Origin of the sequence: Moraxella sp. FZLJ2109 (assembly GCF_024296965.1) — a bacterium.
Classification (GTDB): domain Bacteria; phylum Pseudomonadota; class Gammaproteobacteria; order Pseudomonadales; family Moraxellaceae; genus Moraxella.
On the sequence record NZ_CP101112.1, the window covers coordinates 1661036 to 1674411 of the forward strand.

The window sequence follows — 13376 nt, forward strand, 5'->3', positions numbered from 1 at the left end:
TTTTCTAATTCGGTGTTTTGCAGGAAGTTTATTTAATAAAGAGCAATCAGCAGCCCTTGTGGTTTTGGGATTGTTGATTGCTTTTTTGTTGCCAAAATTTGGTTGATTGGCAAGTTTTATTAAAATAATTCATGTCGTCAAAAGGAAAATCTCATGGATACGACAGCAAACAAAATGGAAGTGCAAGCGTACATTGACGCGCAGCCTTTATCCACGACCCAAAAGCTTATCATTGCTTTGTGCTTTTTGGTGGTGGCGATTGATGGATTTGATACGGCGGCGGTGGGTTTTATCGCGCCTGCTTTGATCGAACAGTGGCAACTGACGCAGCCACAGCTTGCGCCGTTATTTGGTGCAGGGCTGTTTGGTTTGATGATTGGCGCGCTGATTTTTGGGCCTTTGGCGGACAGAATCGGACGCAAGCCCATCATGGTAGGCTCGGTGTTTGTTTTTGGAGCGGCAAGCTTGCTGTCGGCATTTTCTCCTGATTTACAGACGCTGGTGATTTTGCGTTTTATCACAGGTATTGGCTTGGGCGGTGCGATGCCGAACGCCATCACCATGACTTCAGAATTTTGTCCCACCGCGCGCCGCTCGACCTTGATTACCTTGATGTTCTGCGGCTTTACCATCGGTTCGGCATTGGGCGGTATCGTCTCAGGTCAGCTGATTCCTGTGATTGGTTGGCAGGGGATCTTGATCATTGGCGGCGTGCTGCCTTTGGCAATTTTGCCGATTTTGATTTGGTGGTTTCCGATGTCACTGCGCTTTATGGTGACTAAAAATTTCCCAAAAGATAAAGTCGATAAAGTCGCGCGCCGTATCAGTGCCGATGCATCCACGCCTGTGCCTGAGCTTATCGCAGCACCGACGGACAAAGCACAAGTGAGCGTCAAAGAGCTGTTTAGCAAAGAATACGCGCTTGGCACGATCTTGATGTGGGTGTCGTTTTTTATGAGTATGCTGATCATTTATCTGATCTCAAGCTGGATGCCGACTTTGCTAAAAAGCGTGGGTTTCGACCTGAAAATCGCTGCATGGATCACATCAGTGTTCCAAATTGGCGGTACAATTGGCGCGATTTTCCTAGGCTATCTGATGGATAAAAAAGGCGCGTCCAAAGTGCTGTATTTGTCCTACATTGCAGGCGCGATTTTCCTGATTATCGTCGGTCAAGGCATCGTCAGCCTAAATATGATGTTGCTGCTCATCGGTATGCTGGGTGTGGGTGTGGGCGTGTCAGGCTCACAGGTCGGAGCCAATGCGTTTAGCTCAGCATTTTATCCGACGCATTGCCGCGCGACAGGAGTCAGTTGGGCGAATGCGGTAGGTCGTAGTGGTTCGGTGGTCGGCTCGATGGTGGGCGGCTGGTTGATGGCGATGAATCTATCCGCCGATACCATCATTGGCTTGCTGGCTGTGCCTGCGCTACTGGCTGCGCTGATGTTTTTCTTAATCGGTCGGATGATTAAGGCGCGTTGATGGTTGATAGCTTGATGATTTTAAAAAGAAATTTGCAAGTTTCATTGATGATAAATTAACAAACCTAACTCAAAATCCCCAATGACAAATCCCTACATCGACGATGTGGGGATTTTGTTTGTTACAGTTTTGCAAGTGTTCACTGTACCCCATGGGCAAAATAAGCTATAATACCGCGATTTTCCCAAATAAATAGGCAGCTTGCCATGACGCATAACCAACCCCCAAAAATCCTACTTGGCATCACAGGCGGTATCGCGGCGTATAAGTCGGCGGTGCTTGCACGCTTGTTCATCAAGGCAGGCTGCTCGGTGCGTGTGATGATGACGGCGGCGGCGTGCGAGTTTATTGCGCCGATGACTTTTCAAGCGCTGACAGGGCATGAAGTGCATACCACGCTATTGGACGAGCAAGCTGAGCGCGGCATGGGGCATATTGAGCTTGCCAAGTGGGCGGATGTCGTGGTGATTGCACCGTGTTCTGCCAATACCATTGGGAAGCTTGCCAATGGCTTGGCGGATAATCTGCTCACTACCGTGTGCGTGGCGACCACCGCGCCGATTTTGCTTGCGCCTGCGATGAACCAAGCGATGTGGGCAAATCCTGTGGTGCAAGATAATCTTGCTAAGCTACAAAATTTCGGCTACACGCTCATCCATCCTGACAGTGGCGAGCAGGCGTGCGGTGATGTGGGGGTAGGGCGACTGCCTGAGCCTGAAGATCTGTGCGAGATGATTTTGTCTTTTGTTGCGCGCCAAAGCCTGCCGCAGAGTCTTGCGGGTAAGCGCGTCGTCATCACCGCAGGGGCGACGCTTGAGCCGATCGATCCTGTGCGATTTTTGTCCAATCATTCGACAGGCAAAATGGGCTATGCACTCGCCAAAGCCTGCCGCGATGTTGGCGCCGATGTTGTCTTGGTCAGCGGTAAGCGCGTAAGCCTGCCTGCGCCGTACGGCGTGCAGCGTCTGACGGTCGGTACAGCCGATGAGATGTTGGCGGTGTGTCTGGATGCGTGCAAGCGTGCTGATGTGTTTATCGCTACCGCTGCCGTGGCGGATTTTAAGATGGCAAGCATCGCCGAGCATAAAATCAAAAAAACCAGTCAAGCTGATGGCATGACACTTGAGCTCATCAAAAATCCTGATGTGCTTGCCACTATTGCCAAGACTTTCCCTGATGTGTTGGCGGTGGGCTTTGCTGCCGAGACCCAAGACACCGAAAACTATGCCCAAGATAAGCTAAATCGCAAAAAGCTTGACATGATCGCGGTCAATGATGTCTCGGATAATAGCATTGGCTTTGGCTCTGATGATAATGCGATGACGGTGTTTTTTGCGCAGCAATACGGGCTTGATAAGCAGGTATTGCCCAAGGCAAGCAAGGCGGCGATCGCTGAGCAATTGGTGGGTTGTATTGCTAAGATTGTGCGCTGATTTCACAAAAACCTATTATTTATTATTAATAAAACTTCACAAGCCAAATTTATAGCCATTTGTCAATCAAAAATCGTGGGCAGCGGTTCATGGTTTTTGATTGCGAAACATTGATAAATTTTATATGTTGTCCGAATACAAAACTAAAGGACGGATTCATGACTGATTATTCTGCATTTATTACCCCTGCTGATCGTGCATGGCAGGCGACTTATCGTAAAAACAACCTTGAAATTCAGCTGACCATGCCAAGCGGCGTGAATAATCTGCTGGATTTTTTTGATGTCAATTTCAAAGCTAATCAAGGACAAAATGCCATCACTTTTATGGGCTATGACATCAGCTACGATGAACTTGATAAGCTAAGCTTAAAAATTGCCGCTTATTTACAGTCACTAGGCTTAGCGCAAGGCGATAAAGTGGCGGTGATGATGCCAAACAGTCCGCAATATTTGGCGGTGATGATGGGCATTGTGCGTGCAGGTTTGGTATTGGTCAATGTCAATCCGCTATACACCGCGCATGAGCTTGAACATCAGCTCAATGATAGCGATGCCAAGGTGCTGTTTATCGTTGAGAACTTTGCACATACTTTTGAAAAGGTAAAAAACAAAGGTCAGGTGCGTCATATCATCATCACAGGCGTGGGTGATATGATGGGCTTTAAGGGTGTTATCATCAATGCTGTGGTGCGCTATGTCAAAAAAATGGTGCCAAACTACAATATCCCAAGTAAAATCAACTTTAAAGATATTCTAAAAACCAACGCCAAATACACACGCCCAAATCTAAACCTTGATGATGTGGTGATTTTGCAATACACAGGCGGTACAACAGGCGTGGCAAAAGGCGCGATGCTTACCCATGGCAATTTGATCGCCAATGTCGAGCAGTGCATGACTTATGTCAAAACAGGCTTTACCAAGCCTTATCAGCATGGTGAATACATGGCGGTGGCGCTGCCGCTTTACCATATTTTCTCATTTATGGTGACCATGCTTGGCATGAAGATGGGCTTTGCACTACTGCTTATCCCTAATGCCCGTGATTTTCATGATTTGACCAAGCAATTTGCCAAATATCGTCCGCAGTTTTTCCCTGCAGTGAATACGCTGTTCAATGCACTATTGCACCACAAGGGCTTTTCATCACTGGATCACAGCAACCTAAAAATCTCGCTCGGTGGCGGCATGGCAGTCCTACCAAGTACCGCAAGCGCATGGGAGAAATTGACAGGCAACTATATCATTGAAGGCTATGGCTTGTCTGAGACTTCGCCAGTTTTGACCTTTAATCCACTGGGCAGCTACACAGGTAAAATTGGCGTGCCGTTCCCATCGACAGACATTATCCTAGTTGATGATGATGGCAATGAAGTGCCGATGGGTGAAGCAGGCGAGATCTGCGCCAAAGGCCCGCAGGTGATGAAAGGCTACTGGAAGCGCGATGATGAGACCGCCAAAGCGATGACGACAAACGGCTATTTTCGCACAGGTGATATCGGCGTGATGGATGAAGAAGGTTATTTCAAGATCGTCGATCGCAAAAAAGACATGATCCTAGTTTCAGGCTTTAATGTCTATCCAAACGAAGTCGAAGAAGTCATCGCAAGTCACGAAGGTGTGCTAGAATGCGGCGCAATCGGCGTGCCTGATGAACACAGTGGCGAAGTGGTGAAAGTGTTTATCGTCAAAAAAGATGAAAATTTGACCGAAGCTGACATCAAAGCATGGGCGAAGAAAAATCTTACTGGCTACAAACGCCCAAAACAAATCGCCTTTGTCAATGAATTGCCAAAATCCAATGTCGGCAAAATCCTACGCAAAGAGCTGCGTAAGTTGTAAGCTGATTAAAATAGCGATTTAACCAATGTTATAAAACCGTAGATTATGTCTGCGGTTTTTATTTTGTAAAATTTTGCAAAAATTTACCACAGTATGCAAATTCTCATTGATTTTATTATAAAAAATGGCATAATGATAAACACTTGTACGCTCAAATTTTTGGGTGCAATCCTTGTTTTAGATGAAAAGATATGTTAGATTTAGCAGTGTGTCATAGCACACATCACTTTTATTTTACATGGATTTTTGCATAACAGATATAAGGAAATCATCTCATGACCACCAATTTCACCGTTTCGACCGACCGCCCATGGTTCAAGACTTATCAAGAGCACGGCTTGGATTTTGATTTTGCATTGCCAAGTCATGTCAATTCGCTGATTGATATTTTTGAACAGGCGTTTGCTCGTCATGGCAATAAGATCGCTTTTACTTGTATGAGTGTGTCAATCACTTATCGCGAATTGGATAATTACAGCCGTCAGATGGCTGCGTATTTGCAGTCGCTAGGACTTATCAAGGGCGATAAAGTGGCGGTGATGATGCCAAACATCTTGCAATATCCGATTGCGATGATCGCCATTGTGCGCGCAGGTTTGACACTGGTGAATGTCAATCCGTTATATACATCGCATGAGCTTGAGCATCAGCTGAATGACTCTGAAGCCAAGGCGCTGTTTATCGTTGAGAACTTTGCGCATACCTTTGAGCGTGTGGAAAATAAAGGTCAAGTCAAGCATGTGATCGTTACATCACTGGGTGATATGCTGGGTCTAAAAGGCTTTTTGGTCAATGCTGTGGTGCGCCATGTCAAAAAAATGGTACCATCGTGGAATATCCCAGGTCATGTCAGCTTTAAAGAAGCTTTAAATAAAGTATCAGTAGCAGCTTATAATCGCCCTGAAGTGTCACTGGATGAAATCGCCGCGCTACAATACACGGGTGGCACCACAGGCGTGGCAAAAGGCGCGATGCTGACTCATGGTAACCTTGCATCGAATGTCGAGCAGTGTGTGCCATTCGTCTCAAAAGTCTTTCCAGGCAATGACATGGGCGGTCAGTACATCGCCGTTGCGCTGCCTTTGTATCATATTTTCTCATTCACCGCCTGTGCGCTGCTTGGCATGAAAATGGGCTTTAGTATGCTGCTCATCACCAATCCGCGCGACCTGCCAGCGGTGTGCAAAGACTATGCCAAATATAAGCCAGTATTTTTCCCTGCGGTCAATACGCTGTTCAATGCGTTGGCGCACAATGAAGGCTTCCGCGCGCTTGATCACAGCAATCTAAAACTGTCATTGGGCGGTGGTATGTCGGTGCTGTCTGACACTGCCAAAGCATGGGAGCGCCTGACAGGTAATTACATCATTGAAGGCTATGGCTTGTCTGAGACTTCACCGGTTTTGACCTTAAACCCACCGGGTGGCTACACAGGCAAAATCGGTATCCCATTCCCAGCGACAGACATCGTGCTACTGGATGAAGATGATAATGAAGTGGCACTGGGTGAAGCAGGCGAGATCTGCGCCAAAGGTCCACAGGTGATGCCGGGTTACTGGAAGCGTCCTGATGAGACTGCCAAGGTGATGACTGCAAATGGCTATTTCCGCACAGGCGACATCGGTGTGATGGATGAAAAAGGCTTTATCAAAATCGTCGATCGCAAAAAAGACATGATCTTGGTCTCAGGCTTTAATGTCTATCCAAATGAAGTCGAAGAAGTGATGACTGCACATCCAAAAATCCTAGAGTGTGGTGTCATCGGCATCAGTGATGAGCACAGCGGTGAAGTGCCGAAGATTTTCATCGTCAAAAGTGATCCAAGCCTGACAGTCGAAGAAGTCCGCGAATGGGCGAAAGAAAATCTAACTGGCTATAAGCGTCCAAAATACATCGAGTTCATCAGCGAATTGCCGAAATCGAATGTTGGCAAGATTTTGCGCAAAGATCTGCGTAAGCTTGAAGAAAGCAAATAATCAGCTGATTAATCTGTATCATCATCACAAACCTGTAAGCGTGCTTGCAGGTTTGTTTTGTGTTATTGGGTCAAACTTGTTACAATAAACACCAGTATTTTCAATTCTAAAATCACGGCTATAAAAGAGAAAACTTATGCGCATTGATAATCGCCAATTGAACGAACTTCGCCCAATCAGCTTTACTCGCAACTACACCAAGCACGCCGAAGGCTCAGTACTGGTGTGTTTTGGCGATACCAAAGTACTGTGCACCGCCAGTGTCGAAGCAGGCGTACCAAGATGGTTAAAAGGTCAAGGGCAGGGCTGGCTGACAGCAGAATATGGTATGTTGCCACGCGCCACAGGTACTCGTACTCAGCGTGAAGCGGCGCGCGGTAAGCAGTCAGGACGCACCCAAGAGATTCAGCGTCTGATCGGTCGCAGTCTGCGCGCGATGCTTGATTTATCAAAGCTTGGCGAGAATACCATCTATATTGACTGTGATGTCATCCAAGCTGATGGCGGTACGCGTACAGCAAGCATCTCAGGGGCGGCAGTGGCGCTGATCGATGCGCTAGAGCATCTGCAGCGTGAGAAGAAAATCAGCCAAGATCCGCTATTGGGTCTGGTCGGTGCGGTGTCGGTTGGCATCAAAGATGGTAAGGCGTATCTGGATTTGAACTATGCCGAAGATTCTACTTGTGATACCGATCTGAATGTGGTGATGACGCAGGCGGGCGGTTTTATCGAGATCCAAGGCACGGCAGAAGACAAGCCATTTACCCGCGAAGAAGCTGATCAAATGCTGAGCCTAGCTGACAGCGGTATCCGCCAAATCATCGAAGCACAAAAGCAAGCATTGGGCTGGTGATATGCTGACGGTCAATGATGATGGTGTGAGTATCAGGCTCAATGGCAGCGCTGCCGATCCGCTGTTTTGGTGGTCGGCAGGTCTGTTGGTGCTTGGCATTATCGTGGCGGCAGTGTGTGTGACCATGCCTGTGGAATACGCCATCGGTTCGCTGTTCGTGTTCGCGGTGGCGATGTTTGGTTTTAATATCAAACGCCATCAAGCCAAAAAACACCATCTGTTTGCCCAAGGCATCCTAAAGCTTAGCCCAAAGCGATTTGAGATTGACCAAAAAGCCTTGACGCTGTCAGATACCGCCATCATCACTGAGCAAGCGGGCGTGCTGATGGTAACAGATCGTGGGATTGACTATCATTTTACCGGATTTGAGACTGAGCAAGAAATGAGCATCGCCAAAGCGGTGCTATCAGGACAAAGCGTGGCGAAGAATCATGTCGCGGTTCGGATGGTGGGTTCTGAGAATTAATCTGATTTAAGACGATTAATTTAAAAGCTTTAAAAAACAAAATCCCGAAAATTTATCAGATTTTCGGGATTTTTGTATTAAGCAATGCTAATTAGCAGTGATTGCTTATTGGGTTTTGCTTTTCTCAGACTTACTGCCTTTTTCGGCTTTATCAGCATTGTCATTTTTGGTGACTGACTTTTGACCTTCATCGGTGATCTCGACGATGTGCTGAGCCTCGATGCTGGCCTTTGAGCGGTCTTCTTTGCTAACCCATTGTGATGGCGTGCCACTCAATGCTTTACGCATATAGTTCACCCAGATCGGCAAGGCAGCCACGCCACCGTATTCTTTCGCGCCCAAGGTAGATGGTTGGTCAAAGCCGACCCAAACCACCGCAACATTGGTTGGCTGAAAGCCTGCAAACCACGCATCTTTGGCAAGGTTGGTTGTACCAGTTTTGCCACCAACATCACCGCGACCTACGGCACGGGCTTTTTTACCTGTACCATAGCTGATGACTTCACGCATCATGTTGGCAACATTATACGCGGTCTCGTGTGATAGTACGCGCGGGGCTTGTTGCGCCATCATGAGCTGTGGTGCAGTTTTTGGGTGTAGGCGGTCGCCTTGTGGTGTACCGTTGTGCGTCAAGCTCTGTGGCGCGTCTTGCTCACCGTCTTTTGCGGCTTTGTCCGTATCTTTGGCTTGGGTGTTTTCACCTTGTGCTGATTCAAATTCTTCAAGCAGCTTGGCATTGGTCTTGGTCAGCTCATTATTAAAGCAGACGGCACACGCTTGCGCAGGATTGGCTTGATAAACCAAATCATTATCAAAGTTATAAATACGCTCGATGAAATAAGGCTGAATGCGATGACCACCATTGGCGATGGTCGCATAGCCTGTCGCCATCTGTAGCGGTGTGATGTCAGCAGCACCCAGTGCTAGAGCCAGCGTTGATGGCATACGATCCATCTCAAGACCACCCATTTGATTCATGAGCTGGCGCGACTCATCAATACCTGCTGAGCGCATCAAGCGAATGACAGGGGTGTTACGAGACAGTGCCAAGGCACGGCGCAAGGTCATCATGCCAGTAAAACGACCGTCGGCATTCTTCGGTCGCCAGCTACCGATACGGATTGCCGCATCAGAGATTAGACTGTCTGGTGTATATTTGCCAGTTTCAAGTGCAGCGGCAAATACAAATGGCTTAATGGTCGAGCCAGGTTGACGATAGCCTTGGATGGCACGGTTGAATTTGCTGTGATTGTAGTGAAAGCCACCGACAACCGCACGCAATGCGCCATTTTCAGGGTCAAGCGATACCAATGCGCCTTGTACTTTTGGAATGGATTCCATTTTCCAAGCGGTTTTGGCTTCGTTCAGTGGCGAGATACGCACGATGTTGCCGACTTTGACCATTTGGTGGGCATTGCTGTAGCCACCGCCGACACGGTTGGCGCTATAATAGCGTCTTGCCCAGTTCATGCCTGACCAGTGAATGGTGACTTTGTCGCCAGATTGTAGCTCAGCTTCAAAGCTGTTGTTATTCACCTTAGTGACTTTGGCAGGATAGATGTTGTCAAAGTTGCGACGACCTTCCAGTTCGCCTTCTTCGGCTTCGACACCACGCCAGCCATGACGACGGTCATAGCTACGCAGACCGCCAACGAGTGCAGAATCAGCAGCGAGCTGGTCTTTACTGTCGATGGTCAGCTGAATACGCCAACCCGAATCCATCACTTGCTCGCCATATTGCTCCACCAATGAGCTACGCGCCATCTCGGCGACATATGGCATATTCAGATCCAGCTGTTCTTTATATAGGTTTAGACCTATCGGTTCAGCGATCGCCGCATCACGCTCAGCAGCAGTGATGAAGCCTTCTTCGTGCATACGACCGATGATCCAGTTGCGGCGCTCCATCGCGCGTTCAGGGTTGGCGACAGGGTTATACGCCGATGGCGCTTTTGGCAAGCCTGCAATCATCGCCATCTCAGCGATGGTCAGTTTGTCCAGTGATTTACTAAAATAGCGGCGTGCGGCGGCTTGGATACCGTAAGTACCCTCGCCCAAATAAATTTTATTGACATATAAGGTCAAAATTTCGTTTTTGGTCAGCTCATTTTCGATCTTACGCGCAATGAACAGCTCAGTCAGCTTACGATCGATGGTACGCTCAGGGCTCAAAAAATAGTTCTTCGCCACCTGCATGGTGATGGTCGAGCCGCCAGTTTGTGAGCCTGAATCTGACACCACTTCAGTCAGCGCACGACCCATGCCCTTGACACTGATACCGCTGTGTTCAAAGAATGTGTCATCTTCTGCTGCCAAAAACGCATGAATCATGTGCTTAGGAATCTCATCGAAAGTCACAGGTAGTGCCATTTTATTGCCGTATTGACCGATGAGCTTATTATCCGATGTATAAATCTGCAGCGGCATTTGTAGCTCGGCTTGGTTGATGTGCTTGACATCAGGCAGTGTCGGCTCAAGATACATCGCCATGCCATAAAAGCCAATCGGAAACGCCAATACCAAAATCAGCAGTAGGGCAATAATTGCTACCAAAATCTTCAGCAGCACCGACCAAAGTGTCGCAGTAAAAGTTTTTTCAGCCATAAATCATGCTTCATGTGTTTTTAACTAACCTATCATTTTACCAGTTTGCTGTAAAATTGCTAGTGATAGTTGGTAAATAAGTGTAGCTAAGCCCAATTTTATGCATTTATGCTATGATATGTGCTGATTTTATTGGGAAAAATACTCATGACACGCGTTAATCTCGTCGCACCACAACAGCTCACCGATCAGCATCTGTTTGCTGAATATCGCGAAATCACGCGGTTATTTGTGCAGGTCAAAAATGCACTGGATAAATATCCTGCCAAGACAGTACTTGCCAAAATCCCACCAACCTATCGACTGGGGACGGGTCATGTGCTATTTTTCTATGATAAATTGGCTTTTATTGAAAAGCGGTATTTTCTGCTCAAAGATGAAGTGCTGGCGCGTGGGTTTAATATCACGCCCAAGGATGATATTGTGGATTTTCGCCAAGTGATTAACGCGCGATTTTATCAAGATTACACGCCAGACATGGATGCTGTGCGTTTATCCATCGGGCGGTTGATTGAAAAAGTGGTTGCCAAGCCAAATTGGTATCGGCTATATGGACAGCTAATGGATGATGAGTTGTATTGTCAAAAGCTGCAGGTGATTGCTTGTTGATTTTGTGGTTATCTTGTGTTTTGTGCTTGAAAATCCCAATCTAAACCCCTATCTTTTTCTCCATAAAATTTCTTACTTTAAAATCAATGGAGAAAACTATGACGACGAAAAACCATCATTTTGAAGCAGAAGTGGCACAGCTGCTGCATTTGGTGACGCATTCACTGTACTCAAATGCTGATATTTTTGTGCGCGAGCTGGTGTCGAACGCGTCTGATGCTTGCGATAAACTTCGTTTTTTGGCGACTGCTGATGACAGCTTGTACGAAAACGACGGCGAGCTTGCCATCAAAATCGACTTTGACGAAGTTGCCAAAACCATCACCATCAGTGATAATGGTATCGGTATGAATGAAGCAGATGCCATTGAGCATTTGGGTACGATTGCCAAATCAGGCACAAAAGCCTTTTTAGAAAAACTATCAGACAATGATAAAAAAGATGGCAATTTGATCGGTCAATTTGGCGTTGGTTTCTATTCAGGTTTTATCGTTGCAGATACCATTACCGTTGAGAGTCGTAAGGCAGGTGAGCCAAGCGATCAAGGCGTGCGCTGGGTGTCGGATGGTACGGGTTCTTTCACTACAGAAACCATTAATAAGCCAACGCGTGGCACGAGCATTACTCTGCACCTAAAAGATGAATATGCAGGTATCGGCGAAGATACCACCAATTATCTGGATCGCCACACCATCAAATCACTGGTGAACAAATACTCAGATCATATCAGCCTACCAATCCAAATGCGCAAGCAAGAATGGCAAGATGAGCTTGATGACAATGGCGAAGTGGTCGCAGGCAAGGGCGAATACATCACCACCGATGAGTATGAGACCATCAACCAAGCCAATGCGTTATGGACACGCAGCCCAAGCGACATCAGCGATGATGAGTATAACGAGTTTTATAAAAATCTAAGCTATGACTATGAAGATCCACTGACCTTCACACACAATCGTGTCGAAGGGCGTGTGCAGTACACGCAGCTACTATACATCCCAAAAAATGCACCGTACGATCTATATGCACGCGAGCAGCAGCGCGGCTTGAAGCTGTATGTCAAGCGCGTGTTCATCATGGAAGATGCTGAGCAGCTGTTGCCGATGTATCTGCGCTTTGTCAAGGGTGTGATTGATACGGCGGATCTGCCGCTGAATGTCAGCCGTGAAATTCTACAAGAAAGCCGCGATGTCAAGGCGATTCGCGATGGTAACGCGCGCCGCGTGCTGACTTTGTTGGCAAGTCTTGCTAATTCTGAAGATGCGGATAAACAAGATAAATTCAAGCAGTTCTACACACAGTTTGGTGATGTACTAAAAGAAGGCTTGGGTGAAGATCAAGCCAATCAAGAGCGCATTGCTAAATTGCTTCGCTATGCCACCAGCCAAAATGATGCTGTTGAGACAAGTTTTGCTGATTATAAAGCGCGCATGAAAGATGGTCAAAAAGCGATTTATTATCTGACTGCGGATAATCTAGCCGCTGCCAAAAACAGCCCGCAGCTTGAATTGTTCAACAAAAAAGGCATCGAAGTCATTCTAATGACCGCACGCGTCGATGAATGGGCGATGAATTTCTTGCATGAATTTGACGGTACACCGCTACAAAACATCGCCAAAGGTGCGGTGGATTTGGGTGATTTGACCGACGAAGCCGAAAAAGAAGAAGTCAAGCAGGCCACCGAGAACCTAAAACCTGTGGTCGAAAAGCTCAAAGCCACTTTGGGTGAGCGCGCCAAAGATGTGCGTGTGTCTAGCCGTCTGGTGGACAGTCCTGCTTGTCTGGTCGTCGGTGATGGCGAGTTGTCACCGCAGATGGTGCAGATGCTAAAAGCGATGGGTCAGCCTGTACCTGATGTCAAGCCAACGCTTGAGATCAACCCGGCGCATCCATTGATCACCAAGCTTGAGGCATCGGCAGAATTTGATGATTTGGCGCAAGTCATCTTTGATCAAGCCTTGCTTGCTGATGGTGGACAGCTGGATGATCCTGCGGGTTATCTAAAACGCGTCAATAAATTGCTCATGAAGTGATGGACTTAAAATAGAGCAAAACCGTCTGTGATATACAGGCGGTTTTTTATGAAAATTACTTTTAAATCAGTCATCA

The 13376-nt window shown here is 47.2% G+C and carries 9 protein-coding genes; 8 read left to right on the plus strand and 1 reads right to left on the minus strand.

Going from position 1 to position 13376, the window contains the following annotated elements; translation table 11 throughout:
* Positions 1-153: 153 nt before the first annotated feature.
* The 6 genes from NKU06_RS08065 (at position 154) to NKU06_RS08090 (ending at position 8054) form a co-directional block, all read left to right on the plus strand.
* Positions 154-1482, plus strand: a complete 1329-nt coding sequence (locus tag NKU06_RS08065; RefSeq protein WP_253223213.1) for an MFS transporter — start codon at positions 154-156, stop codon at positions 1480-1482.
* Between the two features lie 206 nt (positions 1483-1688).
* A complete protein-coding gene (gene coaBC, locus NKU06_RS08070; protein WP_371928004.1) occupies positions 1689-2915 on the plus strand; it encodes a bifunctional phosphopantothenoylcysteine decarboxylase/phosphopantothenate--cysteine ligase CoaBC in 1227 nt (408 codons plus the stop codon).
* Between the two features lie 158 nt (positions 2916-3073).
* Entirely contained in the window at positions 3074-4759 is a 1686-nt protein-coding gene (locus NKU06_RS08075) for an AMP-binding protein (protein ID WP_254729893.1), read from the plus strand.
* A 275-nt stretch (positions 4760-5034) separates the two neighbouring features.
* Positions 5035-6735, plus strand: a complete 1701-nt coding sequence (locus NKU06_RS08080; protein WP_254729895.1) for an AMP-binding protein — start codon at positions 5035-5037, stop codon at positions 6733-6735.
* A 136-nt stretch (positions 6736-6871) separates the two neighbouring features.
* The gene (rph, locus tag NKU06_RS08085; RefSeq protein WP_254729897.1) at positions 6872-7588 is read left to right on the plus strand and encodes a ribonuclease PH; all 717 of its coding nucleotides are present in this window, start codon (positions 6872-6874) and stop codon (positions 7586-7588) included.
* A 1-nt stretch (position 7589) separates the two neighbouring features.
* Entirely contained in the window at positions 7590-8054 is a 465-nt protein-coding gene (locus NKU06_RS08090; protein WP_254729899.1) for a hypothetical protein, read from the plus strand.
* Between the two features lie 105 nt (positions 8055-8159).
* Here NKU06_RS08090 and NKU06_RS08095 read toward each other — a convergent pair whose 3' ends face one another.
* Positions 8160-10658 carry a penicillin-binding protein 1A gene (locus NKU06_RS08095; RefSeq protein WP_254729901.1) on the minus strand — a complete coding sequence of 833 codons (2499 nt, stop codon included), beginning with the start codon at positions 10656-10658 and terminating at the stop codon, positions 8160-8162.
* A gap of 147 nt (positions 10659-10805) precedes the next feature.
* Here NKU06_RS08095 and NKU06_RS08100 point away from each other — a divergent pair, with 147 nt between their 5' ends.
* The gene (locus tag NKU06_RS08100) at positions 10806-11267 is read left to right on the plus strand and encodes a pyrimidine dimer DNA glycosylase/endonuclease V (protein WP_254729903.1); all 462 of its coding nucleotides are present in this window, start codon (positions 10806-10808) and stop codon (positions 11265-11267) included.
* A 98-nt stretch (positions 11268-11365) separates the two neighbouring features.
* The gene (gene htpG / locus NKU06_RS08105; protein WP_254729905.1) at positions 11366-13300 is read left to right on the plus strand and encodes a molecular chaperone HtpG; all 1935 of its coding nucleotides are present in this window, start codon (positions 11366-11368) and stop codon (positions 13298-13300) included.
* The last annotated feature ends 76 nt before the right edge of the window (positions 13301-13376 follow it).

What these genes read in the sequence shown, in the direction of transcription:
- NKU06_RS08065 (WP_253223213.1), top strand. Translation starts at nt 154, where the DNA reads ATGGATACGACAGCAAACAAAATGGAAGTGCAAGCGTACATTGACGCG.
- coaBC (WP_371928004.1), top strand. Translation starts at nt 1,689, where the DNA reads ATGACGCATAACCAACCCCCAAAAATCCTACTTGGCATCACAGGCGGT.
- NKU06_RS08075 (WP_254729893.1), top strand. Translation starts at nt 3,074, where the DNA reads ATGACTGATTATTCTGCATTTATTACCCCTGCTGATCGTGCATGGCAG.
- NKU06_RS08080 (WP_254729895.1), top strand. Translation starts at nt 5,035, where the DNA reads ATGACCACCAATTTCACCGTTTCGACCGACCGCCCATGGTTCAAGACT.
- rph (WP_254729897.1), top strand. Translation starts at nt 6,872, where the DNA reads ATGCGCATTGATAATCGCCAATTGAACGAACTTCGCCCAATCAGCTTT.
- NKU06_RS08090 (WP_254729899.1), top strand. Translation starts at nt 7,590, where the DNA reads ATGCTGACGGTCAATGATGATGGTGTGAGTATCAGGCTCAATGGCAGC.
- NKU06_RS08095 (WP_254729901.1), bottom strand. Translation starts at nt 10,658, where the DNA reads ATGGCTGAAAAAACTTTTACTGCGACACTTTGGTCGGTGCTGCTGAAG.
- NKU06_RS08100 (WP_254729903.1), top strand. Translation starts at nt 10,806, where the DNA reads ATGACACGCGTTAATCTCGTCGCACCACAACAGCTCACCGATCAGCAT.
- htpG (WP_254729905.1), top strand. Translation starts at nt 11,366, where the DNA reads ATGACGACGAAAAACCATCATTTTGAAGCAGAAGTGGCACAGCTGCTG.